Source organism: Acinetobacter sp. XS-4, assembly GCF_023920705.1.
Classification (GTDB): Bacteria; Pseudomonadota; Gammaproteobacteria; order Pseudomonadales; family Moraxellaceae; genus Acinetobacter.
Genome location: NZ_CP094657.1, coordinates 3,855,250 through 3,879,365, shown reverse-complemented (window position 1 = coordinate 3,879,365; position 24,116 = coordinate 3,855,250). Strand labels below are relative to the sequence as shown.

Sequence of the window (24,116 nt, the reverse complement as noted above, 5' to 3'; positions counted from 1 at the left end):
AAAAATGAAAGAACTGTCTGTCTACCCGATAATATATGAACAGAAAGTAGCGTGGGGAGATATGGACGCTTTCGGTCATGTCAATAATGTACAATATTATCGATATATTGAAAGCTCACGTATTTTATATATGGAAGCTATAAATATATTAACGCCGCAATTATATACCGTTGTAGCTTCAAGTCAGTGTAAATATTTAAAGCCAGTTTTTTATCCAGATGAATTGAAAGTCGGTGTTCGCGTGGAAGAGCTCCGTAATAGTGCATTCCGTATGGCTTATATATTATGGAGTGAGGCACAACAACAAATCGTGGCTACTGGTGAAGCTGTTATGGTCTGCGTAGATAAATTAACAGAACGAAAATGTGAAATACCTCAGGAAATAAAACAAAAAATTATTGAGCTAGAAAAAACAGTTGGCCATGACTTAATACATTTATCTTAAATAAATATTAATAAAATATATTTCATTTATAATTGGTAATGTAATTAAAAGGTAATTTTTTTAGTTATTCTGATGAACATGGCTTTCAAACTATTGCTTATTGAATAGATTATAAATAATATTGGTCTTGATTTTATCTTTTTAAATTTTGTCTGTATTATTTTGAATTGTCTGTAAGACTGGAGTATTTATTAATGAAACCGGATATCAGTGAATTATCTGTTGAAGAGTTAAAACGCTTACAAGAAGAAGCGGAAGCTTTAATTGCAAGTAAAAAAGATCAAGCAATCGAAGATGCTTATAATCAAATTATCGAGATCGCTGAAAATGTAGGTTTTAGTGTTGAACAACTTCTTGAGTTTGGCGCTCAAAAGCGTAAGAAAACAACACGTAAATCTGTTGAGCCACGTTACCGCAACAAAAACAATTCTGAAGAGACTTGGACTGGCCGTGGTAAACAACCACGCTGGTTAGTTGCTGAAATTGAAAAAGGCGCAAAACTTGAAGATTTCTTAATCTAATCGTATTGCCGATTTAAAAAACCAGGCAGATTTGCCTGGTTTTTTTATGCATGAAAATATCTAAAGCGTGCTGTAAATATTATTTAAGAAATTGAGTGTTTAAATTCATCTTTAAATACATTGTTGAGATCAAATTTGCATTTAGTTCTTTTAGCACTCAGTTTTCATGATTTTGTCATACGTTCAACTTATAGTCTTAATACCGAAGCCAAGCCCGATTGCTTGGTTTTTTTATATGAAGTGAATTGGCGATGTTGAAAAAGTATGCATAATGTCAGACTAGGGAGCTACTCTCAAAATAAGGACGATAATTTGCATGTTGGTAAGGCTGAATGAAGAAAAAGTCTAAGCAATGGAAGTGGTGGTTATTTGCACTCATTGCATTTTTAATTTTTATTATTTTACAGATCCCAGCGACTTGGCTTATTTCTAAATTTTCAAAGAATAATCAAACTCTACACAATGTAAGTGGAAATATCTGGCAAGGCCAAGCAGATTGGCGGCGCGGTACTTTGAGAGGTTCTATTCATTGGAAAACTAGACCTCTAGACCTATTTTTATTAAGGTTCGCTGCTGATGTAGATATCCATAGTGGAAATACCCAGTTATCTGGGGTAATGGCCTATGGTGTTGGTAAAAAAGTACTTGTAAGGGCAATGAATGGTCAAATTGCGCCAGAAACATTAAAACAAATTGTGAACTGGCAATGGCCTGTGAACAGCATCCAGTTAAAAGATATTGATTTTAATTATAAAAAAGAGCAAGGTTTTGCTGCAGTTGATGGTCAATTGCATTGGGGTGGCGGTGCTTTAATTTATAATATGGGTGACCGTCAAGACCGGATGAATATGCCTTCTTTAAATGGGCAATTAACGGATCAAAATGGACAATTACAAGTTGATATACGTGATCAACGCAGTCAAAAAATGGCAAACCTTTTATTAGATGCCAATATGATGCTTGATGTGCAGCTTACGCAAAGATTATTACTGAATATCCCGTCTTATGATGGAAAAGCTGGTTTAGATACATTTGTCATTAGTTCTCGCCAACCTTTAGTACAAGGGGGTAGCTAATGAAAGTATGGATTGAAAAATTACAGCACCTACAATGGCAAAAACTAGATCGGTTAAGTGTAGTTGTATTTGCCGTTTTAGTTTTATGGCTGTGTTGGAAATTGGCTTCATTGTTTTGGTGGGTGATTGCGCCTCCTCAAATGATGCAGTTTGATCGGGTGGAGTTAGGATCACAGCAACCGCAAATTCCTAACATTAGTACTTTTTCACTTTTTAATGAACCTTCAGCCAATGCAGCTCAGGAAAATGTCAACCTAGAATTACAAGGCGTGATGCTGGGTTATCCGAACCGTTTTTCTTCGGCTGTTATTAAGCTTGATAATACTGCTGACCGGTATCGGGTGGGAGAAACAATAGGGTCTACATCTTACCAACTAGCAGAAGTTTATTGGGATCACGTGATATTGCGTCAAGGTAATGGAAGTACGCGTGAACTTCAGTTTAAAGGTTTGCCAAACGGTTTATATCAACCTATGACGCCAGATGCCTCACAACCAGCTGCGACTACGCCTCAGTCATCGGCACCTGTTAATACGACTCAAGAGGCGTTAGGACAGGCTATTCAGCAAATGCAGGGGAATCGAGAGCAGTACCTCAAAGATATGGGGGTAAGCGGGAACTCAGGCGAAGGTTTTGAAGTTACAGAACGTACACCCACTGCGCTTCGAAATAAGTTAGGTTTAAGGCCGGGTGACCGGATTGTTTCTTTAAATGGTCAAACGGTTGGGCAAGGACAAACGGATGTGCAGTTACTTGAACAGGCTCGTCGAGCTGGGCAAGTGAAATTAGAAATAAAACGTGGTGATCAAGTGATGACCATACAACAAAATTTTTAGTGATAACACGTCACCATAAGAGTTAGGAATTATCGCAAGTTATGGCTTTATTGAATCATCAACGTCCACTTTGGGCATTACTTGCAGCTGCCCCATTGATTGCGACAGTGAGTAGCAGCGTTTATGCCCAGACATGGAAGATCAATTTACGTGATGCTGACTTAACTGCATTTATTAATGAAGTTGCAGACATCACGGGGAAAAACTTTGCAGTAGATCCGCGAGTGCGTGGCAATGTCACAGTAATATCGAATAAACCCCTCAATAAAGATGAAGTTTATGATCTTTTTCTTGGGGTCTTAAATGTAAATGGGGTTGTGGCAATTCCTTCTGGGAACACTATCAAACTGGTGCCAGATAGTAATGTTAAAAATTCGGGAATTCCTTACGACTCTAGAAATAGGCAGCGTGGTGATCAAGTCGTCACTCGAGTTATTTGGCTTGAAAATACGAATCCAAATGATTTGATCCCGGCACTTCGCCCTTTAATGCCTCAATTTGCACATATGGCTGCGATAGCAGGCACTAATGCGCTGATTGTTTCGGATCGAGCTGCAAATATCTACCAACTTGAAAATATCATTCGTAACCTCGACGGTACGGGGCAAAATGATATTGAAGCTATTAACTTGCAATCAAGTCAGGCAGAAGAAATCATTACTCAACTTGAGGCGATGAGCGCAACGGGGGCTTCGAAAGATTTTAACGGTGCACGGATTCGTATTATTGCAGACAACCGAACGAATCGTATTTTAGTAAAGGGTGATCCTGAAACACGTAAGCGTATTCGTCACATGATTGAAATGCTGGATGTGCCTTCAGCAGACCGTTTAGGTGGCTTAAAAGTTTTTCGATTGAAATATGCAAGTGCAAAAAATTTATCTGAGATTTTGCAAGGCCTTGTAACAGGGCAAGCTGTTTCTTCTTCAAATAGCAATAATAATTCTTCTAACTCGTCGAATCCGATCAATAATTTAATGAGTAATAACCAGAATTCCAGCTCATCTTCATCTGGTTCAAATGGTAGCTCAATTTCTACGCCATCTATTAATCTAAATGGTAATTCAAATAATAGTAATCAGAACAATATTTCTAGCTTTAGCCAAAATGGTGTAAGCATTATTGCGGATAATGCTCAAAACTCGTTAGTGGTTAAGGCTGATCCACAATTAATGCGTGAAATTGAATCTGCTATTCAGCAGCTCGATGTTCGCCGTCAGCAAGTTTTGATTGAAGCTGCAATTATTGAGGTTTCAGGAGATGACTCTGATCAGCTTGGTATCCAATGGGCATTAGGTGATTTATCTAGTGGGATTGGTTTACTTAGCTTTAGTAATGTGGGGGCGAGTTTATCTTCAATTGCTGCTGGTTATTTGTCGGGTGGTTCTGCTGGAGCGGCGTCCGCTATTGCTGGCGGTACCAATAAAGGTAATGGTGCAACTTTTGCTTTGGGGAATTTTGAGAACTCCCGCAAGGCTTATGGTGCATTAATTCAAGCACTCAAAAGCAACACTAAGTCAAACTTACTGTCGACCCCATCGATTGTGACAATGGACAATGAAGAGGCTTATATCGTTGTCGGTCAGAACGTTCCATTTGTAACAGGGTCAGTCACTACGAATAGTACAGGTATCAATCCCTATACAACTGTTGAACGTAAAGATGTGGGTGTGACATTAAAAGTTGTTCCGCATATCGGTGAAGGCGGTACGGTTCGTCTTGAAGTTGAGCAAGAAGTTTCGAATGTTCAGACTAGTAAAGGGCAAGCAGCCGATTTAATTACCAATAAACGTGCTATTAAAACTGCTGTATTGGCCGAACATGGACAAACAGTTGTTTTAGGTGGTTTAGTGTCTGATGATGTTGAGCTTAGCCGTCAAGGTATTCCGGGGTTAAGTAGTATTCCATATGTAGGCAGATTATTCCGGTCAGACAGTCGAAGTAATACGAAGCGTAATCTTCTTGTTTTTATTCATCCAACAATTGTGGGTGATGCGAATGATGTGCGCCGTTTGTCTCAGCAGCGTTATAACCAGCTTTACAGCTTGCAATTGGCGATGGATAGAAATGGCAACTTTGCCAAACTGCCTGAACAGGTTGATGACGTCTATAATCAAAAAATGACACCACCAGATATTGGCTCTCAGCCCAAAAATTATCAACAGGTTCCTTCAGGTGGTAAAAGCTCGACAGTAATAACACCTGTAGCAGTAGAGCCTGTGGTTCGAAAGCAAACCTTGCAGTTGCCCGAACCTGAAGTTAATCGTACTAAAAATACCGTAACAACAACGACACTGCGTCCAAGCACAGTGCAGTAGTAGCATGTTATGATTGATAAAAATGAATAGGACATACGCATGACTTGGAAATTACAAGCAATTACTGGCGAAATTACTGGCCAAGAAATTAGTGTTGATCGTGATATGTTGGTTGGGCGCCATCAGGATGCTGATGTCTTGTTACAAGCTGCTGAAATTTCACGTCGCCATGCTGCTTTGCTTTTAAAAGATCAATTGCTATGGGTGCAAGACCTTAATTCATCGAATGGCACATTCATAAACGATATTCGTATTGAGCAAGAAAAACAGTTGCATGATGGCGATATTGTTCAATTTGCTAGCTTTAAGTTTTCTGTATTAGCGCCTGCGAAAGAAATATTAGATTTGCCTGAAATTGAAGTAGAACCTGTAAATACGGCATCAACCCAAGATTTAAGTGATCAAGGAATGCCGAGTCTTACAGAGCGTGCTGTGGAAATAGAGGTTAGTCGCGATGGCATGCCGCAAAATATTTCTATTCCAAAACCTGCGCCGATCCCGGAAGGCGTAGATATTAATGTAAAACCGCAACAGGCACCTGTTGCCTTTGAAGAGCCTGTTTCTCGTGTTGCTGAAGAAAAAGAGCAACAGAAGAATGCCTCAGTTGGTTTAATCACTATTATTATTTTAGTAATCTTAGCTTTATTGGCATGGTTGTTCTTTAAATAATCCGTTACTGCTTTTACAATCAAGGCATGCTAAACGCATGCCTTTTTAATTTTGAGAAGAAGAAAATGTCTGTTGCACAACTAAATAAGCGCGATTTAATTTTATTTGATCTAGATGGAACATTGGTTGATTCTGCTGCTGATTTGTATCGGTCTATGAATTTAAGTTTAGAAGCGCTCAATTGGCCTTTGGTAACAGAAGCTCAGATTCGAGAGTGGGTGGGTAAAGGCGCCTCAAAACTCTGTGAAAGTGTTCTTTTGCATATTTTTGGAAAATTAGATGCTGAACAGCATAAAGTTCTCTTACAGAAATTTGTTGACATATATGGTGCAGAGCTTTGTGTAAATACTCAAATTTATCCGGGAGTCACTGAGTTTTTAAAGCATTGTAAGGCTTTGAATATACAGATGGCATGTGTTACCAATAAGCCTGTGCAACTTGCTCAAGGGTTACTTGATGCATTAGACCTTTCTCCTTATTTCCAAGTTGTACTTGGGGGTGATAGTTTGCCAGAGAGAAAGCCACACCCATTGCCTTTGTTGCATTGTATGCAAAGCTTAAACATATCTGCTTCGCAATCATTAATGATTGGTGATTCAAGTAATGATATTGAGGCTGCGCGTCGTGCGGGAATTGATTGTATTGTGGTTAGCTATGGCTATAATCATGGAGAAAATATCTATGATTGCCAACCTCAGCAAGTGGTTGATAGTTTGGCTGAGTTAATTATCTAATGAGTGAAATGGAGATCAGCATGAATAAGCGTATGGTTTTTCGATGGCGTGTCTAAATCGAAACTAGAAAAACACCGTTTTAAATCGAAACCATATTAGAGAAAAATTCATGACTACTTTAGCGCAATTCGAACAACTTAAAGCATCAGGTTACAACACTATTCCAGTTTATCGTCAGCGTTTGGCAGATACGGAAACACCTTTATCTGTTTTTGCTCGTTTTAAGGAGCAAAAACAAGCTTATTTATTTGAGTCGGTTGAAGGTGGTGAAAACTGGGCGCGCTACTCCATGATCGGTTTAGGTGAGTCAACAGTTTTTTCATGTAATGCAGGGATACTGTCTATACAGCATGCTGATGGCTCGATTAAACAAGAAGATTGTCTAGATCCATTTGAATATATTCGTGAATTTCAAAAGCAATTTACAGTTCCACCAGCTGAGCTTTTGCCAGACTTACCAAGTTTTACTGGCGGGCTGGTTGGCTATTTGGGCTATGATGCAGTTCGTTATATTGAGCCGCGCTTAAAGAATGTGCCTGCGGCTGATCCAATTGCTTTACCAGACTTGTGGTTGATGCTCTCAAAGACGGTCATTGTCTTTGATAACTTGAAAGATACCTTGTTTTTAATTGTCCATGCCGATACAGCACAGCCACATGCTTATGAAGATGCGCAGCAAAAGTTAGATCAATTGGAACAATTGTTGGCTACACCAGTTAGCTTGCAAGCTAAGCCGCATACACCGCCTCATTTTGAATCGATTACAGGTAAAGCGAAATTTCTTGAGACCATAGAAAAGGTTAAAGAGTACATCCGTGCGGGCGATGTTATGCAGGTTGTTCCTGGACAACGCATGGTTTCTGACTTTGATGGAGAGGCTTTACAGGTTTACCGTGCTTTACGCCATTTAAATCCTTCGCCTTATTTGTTCTTAGTACAAGGTCAAACAATTACGGATCAAAAACCATTCCATATTGTAGGGTCATCACCTGAAATTCTCTCTCGTCTTGAAAATGGTATTGCGACAGTTCGTCCGCTGGCTGGTACGAGACCACGCGGAAAAACTAAAGAAGAAGATATCGCTTTAGAAAAAGACTTACTTTCTGATGAGAAAGAAATCGCAGAGCATTTAATGTTGATTGACCTTGGTCGAAATGATGTTGGGCGAGTTTCTAAAATTGGTAAGGTCAAAGTGACTGATCAAATGGTCATTGAACGCTATTCGCATGTCATGCACATCGTTTCAAATGTACAAGGTGAAGTGCGTGATGATATCGATGCATTAGACGTATTTAAGGCAACTTTTCCAGCAGGTACTTTATCTGGCGCACCGAAAATTCGTGCAATGGAAATTATTGATGAAGTAGAGCCTGTGAAAAGAGGTGTTTTCGGCGGGGCAGTGGGGTATTTAGGATGGCATGGTGAAATGGATATGTCGATTGCGATCCGTACGTGTGTTATTCGTGATAAAAAAGTGTATGTACAGGCTGGAGCGGGTTTAGTTGCTGACTCAAATCCTGAATCAGAATGGAATGAAACCCAAATAAAAGCTCGCGCAGTGATCAAAGCGGTTGAATTATCATCAAACGGATTGATTTTATGAGTTTTTAGCAGTTTTTTTTAAAAAACTGCTTGCATCGTTTGGAAGTTTTGCTAAACTGCACACCGTTCCGATACGAAACGTACGAAACACTAAGAAGCGCCGGCATAGCTCAGTTGGTAGAGCAACTGACTTGTAATCAGTAGGTCCACAGTTCGAATCCGTGTGCCGGCACCATTTAAAGTGTGAGGTTGTTAAGTGTAGGATAACACTGAAATAAGTGTGATATGGTGAGATTCCCGAGCGGTCAAAGGGGGCGGACTGTAACTCCGCTACGAAAGTTTCGAAGGTTCGAATCCTTCTCTCACCACCATTAACTTCGATTGAAGTGCTAAGTATACCAGCATCGTGCGGGAGTAGCTCAGTTGGTAGAGCGGCAGCCTTCCAAGCTGCATGTCGCGAGTTCGACCCTCGTCTCCCGCTCCATCGAAGGATAATCGCTCTTATAGCTCAGTGGTAGAGCACTCCCTTGGTAAGGGAGAGGTCTCGAGTTCAAATCTCGATAAGAGCTCCAGATACAGTTTAGTAGATTTTCTACAAAGATTTAAAAAGCAGGCTTATTAGTCTGCTTTTCAAGTATTGGGTGTTTGATTTTTTAGGCGATATGTCGATGCTGAGTTTTACTCAGAATTGTGTTCGACGTAAACGAGGACTATAAACATGGCTAAGGCTAAGTTTGAACGTAATAAGCCACACGTAAACGTGGGCACAATTGGTCACGTTGACCATGGTAAAACAACTTTAACTGCTGCGATTGCAACTATTTGTGCAAAAACTTACGGCGGTGAAGCGAAAGATTACTCACAAATCGACTCAGCACCTGAAGAAAAAGCACGTGGTATTACAATTAATACTTCACACGTAGAATACGATTCTCCAATCCGTCACTACGCTCACGTAGACTGCCCGGGCCACGCCGATTATGTTAAAAACATGATTACTGGTGCTGCTCAGATGGACGGCGCGATCCTTGTATGTGCTGCGACTGATGGTCCAATGCCACAAACTCGTGAACACATCCTTCTTTCACGTCAGGTTGGTGTACCTTACATCATCGTATTCTTAAACAAGTGTGACCTTGTTGATGATGAAGAATTACTTGAATTAGTAGAAATGGAAGTTCGTGAACTTCTTTCTACTTATGACTTCCCAGGTGATGACACTCCAGTTATCCGTGGTTCTGCGCTTAAAGCGTTGGAAGGCGATGCTGGTCAATATGGTGAGCCTTCAGTTCTTGCTCTTGTTGAAGCGCTTGACTCTTACATCCCAGAACCAGAACGTGCTATCGACAAAGCATTCTTAATGCCAATCGAAGACGTATTCTCTATTTCTGGTCGTGGTACTGTAGTAACAGGCCGTGTTGAATCTGGTATCGTTAAAGTTGGCGAATCAGTTGAAATCGTTGGTATCCGTGACACAGTAGTAACGACTGTAACTGGCGTAGAAATGTTCCGTAAATTGCTTGACGAAGGTCGTGCAGGCGAGAACTGTGGTGTTCTTCTACGTGGTACTAAGCGTGAAGACGTACAACGTGGTCAAGTACTTGCTAAACCAGGTACAATCAAGCCGCACACTAAATTCGATGCAGAAGTATACGTACTTTCTAAAGAAGAAGGTGGTCGTCATACTCCATTCCTTAACGGCTACCGTCCACAGTTCTACTTCCGTACAACTGACGTAACTGGCGCAATCCAATTACAAGACGGCGTTGAAATGGTTATGCCAGGTGACAACGTTGAAATGTCAGTAGAGTTAATCCACCCAATCGCAATGGACCCAGGTCTACGTTTTGCGATCCGTGAAGGTGGTCGTACTGTAGGTGCTGGTGTTGTTGCGAAAGTAACTGCATAAGCATAATATAGTAGCGGATTACGTCTCAGGTTGAGGGCTTTGGCTCTCAACTTGCATTATAGGTCAGTAGTTCAATTGGTAGAGCGTCGGTCTCCAAAACCGAATGTTGGGGGTTCGAGTCCCTCCTGGCCTGCCATATTTTGAAATAAAAAGCTTGATGCTGGCTTAGTTGTTCATATAATAAGTCGCGAGTTCTACGACGAGTACAAAAATGTCGAATGATAAATCGCGCGACGCATTGAGCGACGCGCCAATTCCTCAAAGAAATAATTCTGCTGAAGTTGTTCGTTCTGGTTCGCCTCTAGATATTGTTCTATGGGTGATTGCGATTGCATTATTGGTTTTAGCTGTTATGGCGAATCAGTATTTACCAGCGCATTGGGCGCCTGCCAATAATATTTGGGTACGCGTTGGGGCAATTTTTGCTTGTATCGTTGTGGCTTTAGGTTTATTATACGCCACCCATCAAGGTAAAGGCTTCGTTCGTTTGCTAAAAGATGCACGAGTCGAATTGCGTCGAGTAACTTGGCCAACAAAACAAGAAACAGTCACCACATCGTGGCAGGTTCTATTGGTTGTAGTTGTTGCATCATTAGTTTTATGGTGCTTTGACTATGGTTTGGGTTGGTTAATTAAGTTGATTATCGGGTAAAAGAGCTATGAAACGTTGGTACATTATTCATGCCTACTCTGGCTATGAAAAACAAGTGTTACGTTCACTTACAGAACGAATCCAGCGTAGCGCTGTTGCTGATAGCTTTGGTGATGTCCTTGTTCCTACCGAAGAAGTGGTAGAAATGAAGGATGGTAAGAAACGTAAATCTGAGCGCAAATTCTTTCCTGGCTATGTGTTAGTTGAAATGGAAATGAATGATGATACTTGGCATATCGTTAAAGAATGTCCAAAGGTTCTAGGTTTTATCGGTGGTACACCTGAAAAACCAGCACCAATCACTCAGCGTGAAGCAGATGCGATTCTTGCGCGTGTACGTAATACTGGTGAAGCACCACGTCCTAAGACGATGTTTGAGCCAGGTGAAGAATTACTTGTTATTGACGGTCCATTCACAGACTTTAAAGGTGTGGTGGAAGAAGTTCAATATGAGAAGTCGCGTTTAACGTTGACGATTAACGTATTTAATCGACCAACTCAGGTTGAACTCGAATTTCGCCAAGTCGAAAAAACGATTTAATCTTAATTGGTTGAAAAGCGCCCGATTTTATCGGGCATTGTTGTTGTAATAGAAGTGTATCGTAAAGATTGGGGAGCCTAGCGGCGTTTGTACCCAGAGGTATTTTAAAATGGCTAAGAAGATTGACGGCTATATCAAGCTGCAAGTTCCAGCTGGTAAAGCAAATCCATCTCCACCAATTGGTCCTGCATTAGGTCAACGTGGTGTAAACATCATGGCATTCTGTAAAGAATTCAATGCTGCTACACAAAAAGTTGAACCAGGTCTTCCAATTCCTGTAGTGATTACTGTGTACAACGACAAGTCGTTCACATTCATCATGAAAACTCCTCCAGCTTCTATTCTTCTTAAGAAAGCTGCTGGTATCCAAAAAGGTTCATCTGTACCAAACAAAACTAAAGTTGGTAAGTTGACTCGTGCTCAGTTAGAAGAAATTGCGACTACTAAAGAACCAGATTTAACTGGTGCTGATTTAGACGCACGTGTACGTACCATTGCTGGTTCTGCGCGTTCTATGGGCTTGGAAGTGGAGCTATAAGACATGGCAAAGTTAACTAAACGTCAAAAAGCCATTGCTGCTGCTGTTGAAGCAAACAAAGTTTACACTTTGGAAGAAGCAGTACAAGTTCTAAACAGCCTACCTGCTGCGAAATTCAAAGAATCTTTGGATGTAGCTGTAAATCTTGGTGTAGACCCGCGTAAATCTGATCAGGTTGTTCGTGGTGCGACTACATTACCTGCTGGTACTGGTAAAACTGTACGTGTAGCGGTATTTGCTCAAGGCGCGCAAGCAGAAGCAGCTAAAGAAGCTGGTGCAGACATCGTAGGTTTTGATGACCTTGCTGAAAGCATCCAAGGCGGAAACCTTGACTTTGATGTTGTAATCGCTGCTCCTGACGCTATGCGTGTTGTTGGTAAGCTCGGTACAATTCTTGGTCCACGTGGTTTAATGCCAAACCCTAAAGTTGGTACTGTAACTCCTGATGTAGCGAATGCTGTTAAAAACGCTAAATCTGGTCAGGCTCGTTACCGTGTAGACAAAGCGGGTATTATCCATGCTGCGATCGGTCAATTAGGCTTTGAAGCTGCTGCTATCCGTCAAAACGTTGAAACCTTAGTTGCTGACTTGAAAAAGTTAAAACCTGCAACTTCTAAAGGTGTATACATCAAAAAGATCACTTTGAGCTCAACTATGGGTCCTGGTCTTACTGTTGATGTAAGCAACGTTTCTAACTAAGTTTAAAACTTAGTCAAGAATTTTAAAGTCCTGATTGAGGGCAGGGTGTAGAGAATCATAGATTTTCTACACCCATTCAAAGTATTGCTTTGTTTCCTCACTCATCAGGCGGACTTTGAATTGATAAATGTAAATTTATCAGCGTCAAAGACCACAGGCGAAGAGACTTCTTTTGAATATCTTCTTAATAGCCCAGCCTGCGTAGACGCGGTGGTGTGATTTATTCCTCCTCCGCGTGCAAGTCAAATCCTTATTGACTTGCGAATTGGGAGTGTACTTTTTTGAGTACATAAATCACCGTTAGGAGGTTTTACAATGGCTCTTCTTATTGAAAGCAAAAAACAGATCGTTGCTGAAGTGGCTCAAACTGCTTCTACAGCGTTCGCTGCCGTTGTTGCTGACTATCAAGGTTTAACCGTTGAGCAATTAACTACTCTTCGTGTTGAAGCTCGTAAACTGGGTGTTGCTACACGCGTTGTGCGTAACACTTTGGCTAAACGTGCTCTTCAAGATACGCAATTTGCAATCTTGAATGACAACCTTGTTGGCCCAACAATCTTAGCATTCTCAACTTCTGAAGACGATATGGGTGCAGCTGCACGCTTGTTTGAAGAATTTGCTAAAACTAACAAAGCATTTGAATTAAAAGCTGCTGCATTTGACGGCAAACTTTATCAAGGTGCTGATGTTAGCGTTATCGCAAATCTTCCAAACCAAGAAAAAGCGCTTACTATGCTCGCATCTGTTCTTCAAGCTCCTATTTCGAAATTGGGTCGCTTACTTACAGCGCTTCAAGAGAAAAACGAGTCAGAAGCTGCTTAAGCTTAAATCTACTTCCACACCATTCAATACCCATTTGGAGTTAATCTCATGGCTTTAACAAACGAAGAAATCCTAAACGCAGTTGCTGAAAAAACTGTTCTTGAACTTGTTGAACTTATTTCTGCTTTTGAAGAAAAATTCAACGTATCTGCTGCTGCTGTAGCTGTAGCTGCTCCTGCTGCAGGCGCTGCTGCTGCTGAAGAACAAACTGAATTCAACGTTGAGTTGACTTCTTTTGGTGCTAACAAAGTAGCTGTAATTAAAGCAGTTCGTGAAGCAACTGGCCTTGGTCTTAAAGAAGCTAAAGACCTAGTTGAAGGTGCTCCACAAGTTCTTAAAGAAGGCATTTCTAAAGAAGAAGGCGAAGAACTTAAGAAGAAACTTGAAGAAGCTGGTGCTACAGTTACACTTAAGTAATTGTAAAAGGAGTCGGTTTTTAAATCGGCTCCATAAAATGGCTGATGGCTCTTGGGTCATCAGCCTTTTTGCGTTACAATAATCGGCTCGATTTTTGTTTGTTCTGTACAATAAGTGTCATATTTCAGAATAATCAAAGTAATTTCAAATGTTTACCAATATTTTTATTTTTAAAAAATATTGTTAAGCGTTTTAATACCACTAAAAATTGCAGCATTTGTAAACAGTGGTGGCCATATCGGCCTGTGTAATTCCTTCTGAGCCCGTTCTGCAGGCGGGCTTGGTTTACTTTCCGAGGACTCCAGATGGCATACTCATATACCGAAAAGAAACGGATCCGTAAGAATTTTGGTAAATTGCCCCAAGTAATGGAAGCACCGTACTTACTTTCGATCCAGGTCGATTCGTATAGAACGTTCTTGCAAGGTGGCAAAACTCCAAAAAACCGCGAAGATATCGGTCTCCAAGCCGCATTTCGTTCAGTTTTCCCTATAGAAAGTTATTCTGGCAATGCTGCTTTAGAATTTGTTGAGTATAGCCTTGGTAAGCCTGAGTTTGATGTGCGTGAATGTATTTTACGTGGTTCGACTTATGCGGCACCAATGCGCGTAAAAATTCGTTTGATTATTAAAGATCGCGAAACTAAATCTATTAAAGACGTACGTGAACAAGAAGTCTACATGGGTGAAATGCCACTCATGACAGACAATGGTACCTTTGTAATCAATGGTACTGAGCGTGTAATCGTATCTCAATTACACCGTTCACCTGGCGTGTTCTTTGATCACGATAAAGGCAAAACACATTCAAGTGGTAAAGTACTTTATTCTGCACGTATCATTCCTTACCGTGGTTCATGGTTAGATTTCGAATTTGATGCAAAAGATTTAGTTTATGTACGTATTGACCGTCGTCGTAAATTATTAGCAACTGTTGTATTGCGTGCATTGGGTTATAACAATGAACAAATCTTGAATTTGTTCTATGAAAAAGTGCCTGTATATCTTGATATGGGTAGCTATCAAATTGACCTCGTTCCAGATCGTCTGCGTGGCGAAATGGCGCAATTTGATATTGCAGATAATGATGGCAAAATCATTGTTGAGCAAGGTAAACGTATTAATGCTCGTCACGTACGTCAAATGGAAGCTTCTGGTTTAGCTAAGCTATCAGTTCCCGATGAGTACTTGTATGAGCGTATCACTGCTGAAGACATTACTTTACGTAATGGTGATGTGATTGCTGCAAATACATTGTTAAGCCATGAAGTTATGGTGAAACTGGCAGAAGGCGGTGTTAAACAATTCAATATCTTGTTTACGAACGATATAGACCGTGGTTCATTTGTTGCTGACTCATTACGTGCTGACACAACATCTGGTCGTGAAGAAGCATTAGTTGAAATCTATAAAGTAATGCGTCCAGGCGAGCCACCAACAAAAGAAGCTGCTGAAAACTTATTTAATAACTTATTCTTCTCTTCTGAGCGTTATGACTTATCTCCAGTAGGTCGTATGAAGTTTAACCGTCGTTTGGGTCGCCCATACGAAGTTGGTACTGACCAGAAGTCACGTGAAGTAGAAGGTATTTTATCGCACGAAGATATCATTGATGTATTACGTACATTAGTTGAAATCCGTAACGGTAAAGGTGAAGTCGATGATATCGATCACTTGGGTAACCGTCGTGTACGTTCTGTTGGTGAAATGACTGAAAACCAATTCCGTGTTGGTTTAGTTCGTGTTGAGCGCGCTGTTAAAGAGCGTTTAAGCCAAGCAGAAACAGATAATTTATCTCCGCAAGATTTAATTAACGCAAAACCAGTTGCAGCTGCAATCAAAGAATTCTTTGGTTCAAGCCAATTGTCTCAGTTTATGGATCAAAACAACCCATTATCTGAGATTACACATAAACGTCGTGTTTCTGCGCTTGGGCCTGGTGGTTTAACGCGTGAACGTGCGGGCTTTGAAGTACGTGACGTACATCAAACTCACTATGGTCGTGTATGTCCAATTGAAACGCCGGAAGGTCCAAACATTGGTTTGATCAACTCGCTTTCTGTTTATGCAAAAGCTAATGATTTTGGTTTCTTGGAAACACCTTACCGTAAAGTGGTAGATGGCCGAGTAACTGATGCTGTTGAATACCTTTCTGCTATTGAAGAAGTGGGTACTGTTATTGCACAGGCCGATTCTGCGATAGATAAAGATGGTAACTTAACAGAAGATATGGTTTCTGTTCGTCATCAAGGTGAATTTGTACGTATCTCACCTGAAAAAGTGACGCATATGGATGTATCTGCACAGCAGGTTGTATCTGTTGCTGCATCACTTATTCCATTCCTTGAACACGATGACGCGAACCGTGCATTGATGGGTTCAAACATGCAACGTCAGGCCGTTCCTACTCTACGTGCGGATAAACCGCTTGTAGGTACAGGTATGGAAGCGAACGTTGCACGTGACTCTGGTGTATGTGTGATCGCTAACCGTGGTGGTGCGATTGAATATGTAGATGCTTCTCGTATCGTTATTCGTGTAAACGAAGATGAAATGATTGCAGGTGAGGCTGGTGTAGATATTTACAACCTCATTAAATATACACGTTCTAACCAAAACACTTGTATCAACCAAAATATCATCGTGAATTTGGGCGACAAAGTTGCTCGCGGTGACATCTTGGCAGACGGTCCGTCAACAGATATGGGTGAGCTTGCGCTTGGTCAAAACATGCGCGTAGCGTTCATGACGTGGAATGGTTACAACTATGAAGACTCGATCTTGTTATCTGAGCGCGTACTTCAAGAAGACCGTTTAACTTCGATTCATATTCAAGAATTGTCATGTGTAGCGCGTGATACTAAGTTGGGTGCGGAAGAAATTACTGCCGATATTCCTAACGTAGGTGAAGCTGCGCTTTCTAAACTTGATGAATCGGGTATCGTTTATATCGGTGCGGAAGTTACTGCTGGTGACATCCTTGTTGGTAAAGTAACGCCTAAAGGTGAAACTCAGTTAACTCCTGAAGAAAAATTGCTTCGTGCAATCTTCGGTGAGAAAGCAGCTGACGTTAAAGACTCATCTTTACGTGTTCCATCTGGTACTAAAGGTACAGTTATCGATGTTCAAGTCTTCACTCGTGATGGCTTAGAGAAAGATGACCGTGCAATGGCAATTGAAAAAGCACAGCTTGACTCTTACCGTAAAGACTTGAAAGAAGAATACAAGATCTTTGAAGAAGCAGCTCGTGAGCGTGTAATTCGTTTGCTTAAAGGCCAAGAGTCTAACGGTGGTGGTTCGACTAAACGTGGTGATAAGCTCGTTGAAGATATGTTGTCTGGCTTAGAGCTTGTTGACTTACTTGAAATCCAACCTACAGACGAAGCAATTGCTGAACGTTTATCTCAAATTCAAGTGTTCTTGAAAGAGAAGAGTGCAGAAATTGATGAGAAGTTTGCAGAGAAGAAACGTAAGCTTTCGACTGGTGATGAGTTAACAACAGGTGTTCTTAAAGTTGTTAAAGTTTACCTAGCAGTTAAACGTCGCATTCAGCCTGGTGATAAAATGGCTGGTCGTCACGGTAACAAAGGTGTTGTATCTAACATTTTACCTGTTGAAGACATGCCACACGATGCTAACGGTGTACCGGTAGATATCGTATTGAACCCATTGGGTGTACCATCTCGTATGAACGTGGGTCAGATTCTTGAGACTCACTTGGGTATGGCGGCTAAAGGGCTTGGCGATAAAATCGAAAAAATGTTGAAAGAACAGCGTACAGTTTTAGAACTACGCGAATTCTTAGACAAGATTTATAACAAAGTTGGTGGCGAGCAAGAAGATCTTGATAGCTTAACTGATGCTGAAGTTTTAGCTCTTTCTGGCAACTTACGTGCTGGTGTGCCTTTAGCTACTCCTGTATTTGATGGTGCTGAAGAAAGCCAAATTAAAGACCTACTTGAATTAGCTGACATTTCACGTACTGGTCAAACAGTATTGTTTGATGGTCGTACGGGTGAACAGTTTGATCGTCCTGTAACTGTAGGTTACATGTACATGCTCAAATTGAACCACTTGGTTGATGACAAAATGCATGCGCGTTCAACTGGTTCTTACTCACTTGTTACACAGCAGCCGCTTGGTGGTAAAGCACAGTTCGGTGGTCAGCGTTTCGGTGAGATGGAGGTTTGGGCACTCGAAGCTTACGGCGCAGCATATACTCTTCAAGAGATGTTAACTGTTAAGTCGGATGACGTTGAAGGTCGTACACGTATCTATAAGAATATTGTAGATGGTAACCATTATATGGATCCAGGTATGCCTGAATCGTTCAACGTATTGACCAAAGAGATCCGTTCTTTAGGTATCAACATTGAACTGAAAAATGGTGACTAAGTCGTAAGACTCACGATTTTTTAGGAAAAAACAATATTTGTGACCCAGTCGGGTAAGCGTTGCTTCCCGACACACGGAGAAAAAAATTGAAAGACTTGCTCGATATCATGCGTAAGAAAACGGACTCAGATGGTCATGCACCAATTGAGTTTGACCGTATCCGTATTGGTCTTGCGTCACCAGAAATGATTAAGTCATGGTCTCATGGTGAAGTTAAAAAACCTGAGACAATTAACTACCGTACTTTTAAACCAGAACGTGATGGTTTGTTCTGTGCCAAAATTTTTGGTCCAGTAAAAGATTACGAATGCTTGTGTGGTAAATACAAGCGTATGAAATACAAAGGCGTCATTTGTGAAAAATGTGGCGTTGAAGTAACTACAGCGAAAGTTCGTCGTGAACGTATGGGTCACATTGAACTCGCTTCTCCAGTTGCTCATATCTGGTTCTTAAAATCGTTACCATCTCGTATCGGTTTATTACTTGATATGACGCTTCGTGATATCGAACGTGTATTGTATTTCGAATCATACGTTGTAACTGACCCAGGCATGACTCCGTTTGAAAAGTATCAACTTTTAACAGACGAAGAATACTTCAATGCACTTGAAGAACACGGTGATGAATTCACTGCGAAAATGGGTGCAGAAGCGATTCAGGACTTGTTAAAAGATATCGATCTTGAAGCGGAAATCGCACGTTTACGTGAAGAAATTCCTCAAACGACTTCTGAAACGAAGTTGAAAAAAGCGTCTAAACGCTTGAAATTGATGGAAGCATTCAACGATTCAAACAACAAGCCAGAATGGATGGTGATGAATGTACTTCCTGTACTTCCACCTGATTTACGTCCATTAGTTCCACTTGAAGGTGGTCGTTTCGCGACTTCTGACTTGAACGATTTATATCGTCGTGTCATTAACCGTAACAACCGTTTGAAGCGTCTTCTTGATCTTGCTGCACCAGACATTATCGTACGTAACGAAAAACGTATGTTACAAGAGTCTGTAGATGCATTGCTTGATAACGGTCGTCGTGGTCGTGCAATTACTGGTTCTAACAAACGTCCGTTAAAATCTTTGGCAGATATGATCAAAGGTAAACAAGGTCGTTTCCGTCAGAACTTACTTGGTAAGCGTGTTGACTATTCTGGTCGTTCGGTAATTACTGTAGGTCCTACTTTACGTCTTCACCAATGTGGTCTTCCGAAGAAAATGGCACTTGAATTATTCAAGCCATTCATTTTCGCTAAACTACAAGCTTCAGGCCAGGCGACAACCATTAAAGCTGCGAAGAAAATGGTTGAGCGTGAGACTCCAGAAGTTTGGGACGTTCTTGCTTCTGTAATTCGTCAACATCCAGTAATGTTGAACCGTGCGCCAACACTTCACCGTTTAGGTCTTCAAGCATTTGAACCTATTCTTATTGAAGGTAAGGCAATCCGTCTTCACCCACTCGTTTGTGCTGCGTTTAACGCCGACTTCGACGGTGACCAAATGGCGGTACACGTTCCATTAACACTTGAAGCACAGTTAGAAGCTCGTGCATTGATGATGTCAACAAACAACATCTTGTCACCAGCGAATGGTGAGCCGATCATCGTTCCTTCTCAGGACGTTGTCTTGGGTCTTTACTACATCACGCGTGATGCAGTAAATGCTAAAGGCGAAGGCATGGTGTTTGCTGATACTCACGAAGTAAACCGTGCACTTGCAACTGGTCAGGTTGCGATTCATGCTCGTGTTAAAGTACGTGTGCATCAAACTGTTATCAATGAAAATGGTGAACGTGAACACGGAACTATTATTGTTGATACGACACCAGGTCGCTGTTTGCTTTGGGAAGTTGTTCCACAAGGTTTAAGCTTTGACATGATCAACCTTGAGATGACTAAAAAGAATATCTCGAAGTTAATCAACTCTTGCTACCGTAAACTTGGTTTGAAAGATACCGTTATCTTTGCTGACCAATTAATGTACTTGGGCTTCCGTCAAGCGACTCGTTCAGGTGTATCTGTAGGTATGGAAGACATGCTCATTCCACCTACTAAGCACACAATTATTGATAAAGCAGAAACAGAAGTTCGTGAAATCGAACAACAGTTCGAACAAGGTTTTGTAACTGCTGGTGAGCGTTATAACAAAGTTGTCGATATCTGGGCGCGTACAAACGACCAAGTTGCTAAAGCGATGATGGACAACTTGTCTTATACACTTGTGAAAAACAAACAAGGTGAAGACGAGAAGCAAAAATCATTCAACAGTATCTATATGATGTCTGACTCTGGTGCCCGTGGTAGTGCGGCACAGATTCGTCAGCTTGCTGGTATGCGTGGTTTGATGGCAAAACCGGATGGTTCGATTATCGAAACACCGATTAAAGCGAACTTCCGTGAAGGTTTAACAGTACTTCAGTACTTTATTTCAACACACGGTGCGCGTAAAGGTTTGGCCGATACAGCATTAAAAACTGCGAACTCTGGTTACTTGACTCGTCGTCTTGTAGACGTAGCGCAAGATTTGGTAATTACCGAACCTGACTGTGGTACAGCTGGTGGCTTGGTAATGACTCCATTCATTCAAGGTGGTGATGTCATTGAGCCATTACGTGACCGCGTATTAGGTCGTGTAACTGCTGAAGACGTACGTCGTGCATCTGATGATGAAGTTGTATTACCTCGTGGTACGTTAATTGACGAAAAAATCGCAGCTCATCTTGAAGAAGCGGGTGTGGATGAAGTCAAAGTACGTTCAGTAATTGCTTGTGAATCTGCTTTTGGTGTATGTGCTAGATGTTATGGTCGTGACCTTGCACGTGGTCACTTGGTTAACCCAGGTGAATCAGTAGGTGTAATGGCAGCACAGTCTATTGGTGAACCAGGTACACAGTTAACAATGCGTACGTTCCACGTTGGTGGTGCTGCGAGCCGAACTTCTGCTGCAAACAGTGTTCAAGTACGTAACAAAGGTACTGTACGTTTCCATAACGTGAAAACTGTACAACATGCAAAAGGTCATTTGGTTTCAGTTTCTCGTTCAGGTGAAATTGGTATTGCTGATGATTTAGGGCGTGAGCGCGAACGCTATAAACTTCCTTACGGTGCAAGCATCTTGTTGAAAGATGGCGAAGCTGTAGAAGCTGGCGGTATCGTAGCGACTTGGGATCCGCATACACATCCATTGGTAACAGAGGTTGCTGGTAAAGCACGTTTCAGCCAAATCGCTGATGGCGTAACTGCAACATCAAAAACTGATGATGCAACTGGTATGACTACTGTTGAAATCTTGCCTGTAACAGCTCGTCCTGCTTCTGGTAAAGATTTACGTCCAGCAATCGTGTTGGATACAACAGATGGCGGCGAACAGTTCTACTTCTTGCCACAAAACACAATCGTAACTGTTCGCGATGGCGAAACGATTGGTGTGGGTGACGTAATTGGTCGTGTACCACAAGAAACATCACGTACTCGTGATATTACCGGTGGTCTTCCGCGTGTAGCTGACTTATTCGAAGCACGTAAACCGAAAGAACATGCAATTCTTGCTGAAGTTTCAGGTGTTGTAAGCTTCGGTAAAGAAACTAAAGGTAAAAACCGTTTAGTAATTACTCCAGATGATGGTTCTGAGATCTACGAAGAGTTGATTCCAAAATGGCGTCAAATCAACGTGTTCGAAGGCGAGCATGTGAACCGTGGTGAAACTGTTTCTGATGGTCCACAAAACCCGCATGACATCTTACGTTTGAAAGGTGAAGTTGCATTAACTAACTACATCGTGAACGAAGTTCAAGACGTATACCGTCTCCAAGGTGTAAAAATCAACGACAAACATATTGAAGTTATCGTACGTCAAATGTTACGTAAAGTTGATATCACCGATGGTGGCGATACAAGCTTCATCAAAGGCGAGCAAGTGGATTACATCCGCATGGTACAAGAGAACCAAGCTGTCTTGGCTCAAAACAAGTTCCCTGCGAAGTTCGAACGTCTATTGATGGGTATCACTAAAGCATCGCTTTCTACTGACTCGTTCATCTCTGCTGCATCGTTCCAGGAAACAACTCGTGTGTTAACTGAAGCGGCTGTAACAGGTAAAGAAGATGACTTACGTGGCTTGAAAGAAAACGTTGTAGTGGGTCGCTTGATTCCAGCTGGTACTGGTCTTGCATACCACCTAGAACGTCGTCGTCAAGAAGCAGAAGCTGCTGAACATGAGCTTCACAATGACTTCAGCGAAGTAGACCAAGCATTCAGCCAAGCATTAAACTCAGAACAATTCTAAGTTTAGACTGGCACTAAAAAAGGCACCTTAGGGTGCCTTTTTTATTTATATTTACTTATAACAATTAAAAGTGGTAATTACATAAAGATATTAAAGAGCCATTATTTTATTACTTAAGCGGGATAAACACTCCACAAAACCATATTAGGCTACATGCTTATGAAGACTGGAGTAAATCTAATGAAAAAAATGATGATGATTGTTAGTGTTGGCCTGATGTCAACAACTTTGTTTGTTGGTTGCCAGAATGCAAGCCCAGAAAGTAAACGTATTGGTTCGGCTGCGATAGGTGGTGGTGCAGGTGGTGCTGTAGGTAAACATGTGGGTGGTAATATTGGTGCCGGTTTAGGGGCGGCACTTGGTGCCGGTGTTGCAGCCAATGCAAAAGGGTCTAGTAATAAAACCGTGCGTAATAGTGCAATTGGTGCCGGTGTTGGTGCAGTGTTAGGTGGTGCCATCATTGGTGGTGACGCTGGTGCTGCTACAGGTGGAGCACTTGGTGGTAGTGCGGGCGCAGCGTATGAAGAGAAAAAAGGGAAGTACTAAAAGTATTCCTAATAATGTTTAAACCTAGAAGTCTTTAAGTTGTTAAGGACTTCTTTTTTTATCATTAAAATATTGCTTGATGATCATAAATAGAAGAGCTTTACAAAATATCAATCGATTAGGACAGATGAATAACACAATCTGATCAAACTCCTCATAAAAGAGGATTATTCTTTTTATTAGAACAGGTATTAGGAGTATGGACATGAAAAAAACAATTGGATTAGTTTCTGCTTTAATGTTGTCTACACTTATGTTTACTGGTTGTCAAAATATGAGTCCATCTGATCAGCGTATTGGCGCAGCAGCAGCAGGTGGTGCGCTCGGTGGTGGCTTAGGTAATCATGTAGGCGGTGGTGTTGGTGCTGGCTTAGGCGCAGCAGTAGGTGCTGGTGTTGGTTCAAATAGCCAAGGCGGTAGTAAACAAACCACGACTAAGAGTGCGATCGGAGCTGGTATCGGTTCTGTGGTAGGTAAAGCAATATTGGGTGGTGACTCTGGTGCTGCAATTGGCGGTGCGATTGGTGGTGGTGCTGGTGCAGCGATTGAAGAAAAAAGATAACACCCTATTGAGTGAATAAAATAAGCGCTTTTTAGCGCTTATTTTCATTGCGGGAAAGGTTTTGCTTTTTTACGTCGGATATAAAGCGTTTTTTTTACTTCAGCAATTCTTACCCCCGATTCATCAAAAATATTTAGATGATAAGTTCTTAAAACAGGCTCGTAGTTTTCGGCAAGCTCACGTATTTGCTCAATCTCAGCTAAATCTACTCGAATGTCTGCATGTACCGTACTTCGACCTGGGGAAAGAAAATTAATTTCAGCAGCTTTATCCCAGACAATATATTTTGATCCGAGATGATGCAGCAGAATCATCATGTAAAATGGATCAACCATTGAATAAAGACTGCCCCCAAAGTGTGTTCCAACCAAGTTTTGGTTTTTCCAGGTCAGAGGCATTTTCACACGTACATGGCAAAGTTCTAAATTCATGATTTCAATATAAATCCCTGCTCCACGATAAGGTGGGTAGTGATTAAATAGGAATTTTGAAATCGTAGGATTGTTCTGAAGTCTTCTTAAAATAGCCATAATAGTCAATTTTTTTTATTGAAACAGTATTCATACTAGATAAGTATCATCTTTTTTATATTGATGGCAATGCTCTATCCGACTA

General features: G+C 41.2%; 20 protein-coding genes and 5 tRNA genes. 24 read left to right on the top strand and 1 reads right to left on the bottom strand.

Annotated elements, in window-relative coordinates; genetic code table 11:
* The first annotated feature begins 4 nt into the window (after positions 1-4).
* The 24 genes from MMY79_RS18005 (at position 5) to MMY79_RS17890 (ending at position 23,501) form a co-directional block, all read left to right on the top strand.
* A complete protein-coding gene (locus MMY79_RS18005; protein WP_252610694.1) occupies positions 5-445 on the top strand; it encodes a thioesterase family protein in 441 nt (146 codons plus the stop codon).
* A 194-nt stretch (positions 446-639) separates the two neighbouring features.
* A complete protein-coding gene (locus MMY79_RS18000) occupies positions 640-966 on the top strand; it encodes an H-NS histone family protein (protein ID WP_002053185.1) in 327 nt (108 codons plus the stop codon).
* 332 nt (positions 967-1,298) lie between these two features.
* Complete coding sequence (gspN, locus tag MMY79_RS17995) at positions 1,299-2,042, top strand: type II secretion system protein N (protein WP_252610692.1); 744 nt, start codon at positions 1,299-1,301, stop codon at positions 2,040-2,042.
* Complete coding sequence (locus MMY79_RS17990) at positions 2,042-2,878, top strand: type II secretion system protein N (protein ID WP_252610690.1); 837 nt, start codon at positions 2,042-2,044, stop codon at positions 2,876-2,878. The genes gspN and MMY79_RS17990 overlap by 1 nt, the downstream gene beginning before the upstream one ends.
* Before the next feature lie 41 nt (positions 2,879-2,919).
* The gene (gspD, locus tag MMY79_RS17985; protein WP_252610688.1) at positions 2,920-5,196 is read left to right on the top strand and encodes a type II secretion system secretin GspD; all 2,277 of its coding nucleotides are present in this window, start codon (positions 2,920-2,922) and stop codon (positions 5,194-5,196) included.
* Between the two features lie 39 nt (positions 5,197-5,235).
* The gene (locus MMY79_RS17980) at positions 5,236-5,865 is read left to right on the top strand and encodes an FHA domain-containing protein (protein WP_252610686.1); all 630 of its coding nucleotides are present in this window, start codon (positions 5,236-5,238) and stop codon (positions 5,863-5,865) included.
* A 65-nt stretch (positions 5,866-5,930) separates the two neighbouring features.
* The gene (locus tag MMY79_RS17975) at positions 5,931-6,599 is read left to right on the top strand and encodes a phosphoglycolate phosphatase (RefSeq protein ID WP_252610684.1); all 669 of its coding nucleotides are present in this window, start codon (positions 5,931-5,933) and stop codon (positions 6,597-6,599) included.
* A 109-nt stretch (positions 6,600-6,708) separates the two neighbouring features.
* Positions 6,709-8,202 carry an anthranilate synthase component I gene (gene trpE, locus MMY79_RS17970; RefSeq protein ID WP_252610682.1) on the top strand — a complete coding sequence of 498 codons (1,494 nt, stop codon included), beginning with the start codon at positions 6,709-6,711 and terminating at the stop codon, positions 8,200-8,202.
* Between the two features lie 98 nt (positions 8,203-8,300).
* Positions 8,301-8,376: transfer RNA gene (locus MMY79_RS17965), tRNA-Thr, on the top strand.
* 52 nt (positions 8,377-8,428) lie between these two features.
* Positions 8,429-8,512, top strand: a tRNA-Tyr gene (locus MMY79_RS17960).
* Positions 8,513-8,549: 37 nt separating this feature from the next.
* A tRNA-Gly gene (locus MMY79_RS17955) sits at positions 8,550-8,625 on the top strand.
* A 13-nt stretch (positions 8,626-8,638) separates the two neighbouring features.
* Positions 8,639-8,713: transfer RNA gene (locus MMY79_RS17950), tRNA-Thr, on the top strand.
* 146 nt (positions 8,714-8,859) lie between these two features.
* Entirely contained in the window at positions 8,860-10,050 is a 1,191-nt protein-coding gene (gene tuf / locus MMY79_RS17945; RefSeq protein WP_042894405.1) for an elongation factor Tu, read from the top strand.
* 60 nt (positions 10,051-10,110) lie between these two features.
* Positions 10,111-10,186, top strand: a tRNA-Trp gene (locus MMY79_RS17940).
* Between the two features lie 75 nt (positions 10,187-10,261).
* Entirely contained in the window at positions 10,262-10,702 is a 441-nt protein-coding gene (gene secE / locus MMY79_RS17935; RefSeq protein WP_004640737.1) for a preprotein translocase subunit SecE, read from the top strand.
* Positions 10,703-10,709: 7 nt separating this feature from the next.
* The gene (nusG, locus tag MMY79_RS17930; RefSeq protein WP_003654499.1) at positions 10,710-11,243 is read left to right on the top strand and encodes a transcription termination/antitermination protein NusG; all 534 of its coding nucleotides are present in this window, start codon (positions 10,710-10,712) and stop codon (positions 11,241-11,243) included.
* A gap of 109 nt (positions 11,244-11,352) precedes the next feature.
* Positions 11,353-11,781, top strand: a complete 429-nt coding sequence (gene rplK, locus MMY79_RS17925) for a 50S ribosomal protein L11 (RefSeq protein WP_001074682.1) — start codon at positions 11,353-11,355, stop codon at positions 11,779-11,781.
* Positions 11,782-11,784: 3 nt separating this feature from the next.
* On the top strand, positions 11,785-12,480 hold the full coding sequence (rplA, locus tag MMY79_RS17920) for a 50S ribosomal protein L1 (protein WP_004795104.1): 696 nt from the start codon (positions 11,785-11,787) through the stop codon (positions 12,478-12,480).
* A 315-nt stretch (positions 12,481-12,795) separates the two neighbouring features.
* The gene (gene rplJ, locus MMY79_RS17915; protein WP_004699170.1) at positions 12,796-13,302 is read left to right on the top strand and encodes a 50S ribosomal protein L10; all 507 of its coding nucleotides are present in this window, start codon (positions 12,796-12,798) and stop codon (positions 13,300-13,302) included.
* 48 nt (positions 13,303-13,350) lie between these two features.
* Positions 13,351-13,719, top strand: a complete 369-nt coding sequence (rplL, locus tag MMY79_RS17910; protein ID WP_009393209.1) for a 50S ribosomal protein L7/L12 — start codon at positions 13,351-13,353, stop codon at positions 13,717-13,719.
* Positions 13,720-14,024: 305 nt separating this feature from the next.
* Positions 14,025-18,113: a DNA-directed RNA polymerase subunit beta gene (gene rpoB / locus MMY79_RS17905; RefSeq protein WP_252610680.1), complete on the top strand. Its 4,089-nt coding sequence runs from the start codon at positions 14,025-14,027 to the stop codon at positions 18,111-18,113.
* Positions 18,114-18,199: 86 nt separating this feature from the next.
* A complete protein-coding gene (gene rpoC / locus MMY79_RS17900; RefSeq protein ID WP_252610679.1) occupies positions 18,200-22,393 on the top strand; it encodes a DNA-directed RNA polymerase subunit beta' in 4,194 nt (1,397 codons plus the stop codon).
* Positions 22,394-22,573: 180 nt separating this feature from the next.
* Entirely contained in the window at positions 22,574-22,939 is a 366-nt protein-coding gene (locus tag MMY79_RS17895) for a hypothetical protein (RefSeq protein ID WP_016139476.1), read from the top strand.
* A 205-nt stretch (positions 22,940-23,144) separates the two neighbouring features.
* Positions 23,145-23,501, top strand: coding sequence for a hypothetical protein (locus tag MMY79_RS17890; protein WP_013199104.1), 357 nt, complete (start codon positions 23,145-23,147; stop codon positions 23,499-23,501).
* A 44-nt stretch (positions 23,502-23,545) separates the two neighbouring features.
* On the opposite strand, the gene MMY79_RS17885 is transcribed toward MMY79_RS17890, so the two are convergent.
* Complete coding sequence (locus MMY79_RS17885) at positions 23,546-24,031, bottom strand: DUF4442 domain-containing protein (RefSeq protein WP_107880608.1); 486 nt, start codon at positions 24,029-24,031, stop codon at positions 23,546-23,548.
* Positions 24,032-24,116: the final 85 nt, after the last annotated feature.

Excerpts from the sequence above, each read along its gene's own strand:
- trpE (WP_252610682.1), top strand. The coding sequence starts at position 6,709 with ATGACTACTTTAGCGCAATTCGAACAACTTAAAGCATCAGGTTACAAC.
- MMY79_RS17990 (WP_252610690.1), top strand. The coding sequence starts at position 2,042 with ATGAAAGTATGGATTGAAAAATTACAGCACCTACAATGGCAAAAACTA.
- rplK (WP_001074682.1), top strand. The coding sequence starts at position 11,353 with ATGGCTAAGAAGATTGACGGCTATATCAAGCTGCAAGTTCCAGCTGGT.
- MMY79_RS17885 (WP_107880608.1), bottom strand. The coding sequence starts at position 24,031 with ATGGCTATTTTAAGAAGACTTCAGAACAATCCTACGATTTCAAAATTC.
- MMY79_RS17890 (WP_013199104.1), top strand. The coding sequence starts at position 23,145 with ATGAAAAAAACAATTGGATTAGTTTCTGCTTTAATGTTGTCTACACTT.
- gspN (WP_252610692.1), top strand. The coding sequence starts at position 1,299 with ATGAAGAAAAAGTCTAAGCAATGGAAGTGGTGGTTATTTGCACTCATT.
- rpoB (WP_252610680.1), top strand. The coding sequence starts at position 14,025 with ATGGCATACTCATATACCGAAAAGAAACGGATCCGTAAGAATTTTGGT.
- gspD (WP_252610688.1), top strand. The coding sequence starts at position 2,920 with ATGGCTTTATTGAATCATCAACGTCCACTTTGGGCATTACTTGCAGCT.
- MMY79_RS17980 (WP_252610686.1), top strand. The coding sequence starts at position 5,236 with ATGACTTGGAAATTACAAGCAATTACTGGCGAAATTACTGGCCAAGAA.
- rplA (WP_004795104.1), top strand. The coding sequence starts at position 11,785 with ATGGCAAAGTTAACTAAACGTCAAAAAGCCATTGCTGCTGCTGTTGAA.
- nusG (WP_003654499.1), top strand. The coding sequence starts at position 10,710 with ATGAAACGTTGGTACATTATTCATGCCTACTCTGGCTATGAAAAACAA.
- MMY79_RS17975 (WP_252610684.1), top strand. The coding sequence starts at position 5,931 with ATGTCTGTTGCACAACTAAATAAGCGCGATTTAATTTTATTTGATCTA.
- secE (WP_004640737.1), top strand. The coding sequence starts at position 10,262 with ATGTCGAATGATAAATCGCGCGACGCATTGAGCGACGCGCCAATTCCT.
- tuf (WP_042894405.1), top strand. The coding sequence starts at position 8,860 with ATGGCTAAGGCTAAGTTTGAACGTAATAAGCCACACGTAAACGTGGGC.
- MMY79_RS18000 (WP_002053185.1), top strand. The coding sequence starts at position 640 with ATGAAACCGGATATCAGTGAATTATCTGTTGAAGAGTTAAAACGCTTA.
- rplJ (WP_004699170.1), top strand. The coding sequence starts at position 12,796 with ATGGCTCTTCTTATTGAAAGCAAAAAACAGATCGTTGCTGAAGTGGCT.
- MMY79_RS17895 (WP_016139476.1), top strand. The coding sequence starts at position 22,574 with ATGAAAAAAATGATGATGATTGTTAGTGTTGGCCTGATGTCAACAACT.
- rplL (WP_009393209.1), top strand. The coding sequence starts at position 13,351 with ATGGCTTTAACAAACGAAGAAATCCTAAACGCAGTTGCTGAAAAAACT.
- MMY79_RS18005 (WP_252610694.1), top strand. The coding sequence starts at position 5 with ATGAAAGAACTGTCTGTCTACCCGATAATATATGAACAGAAAGTAGCG.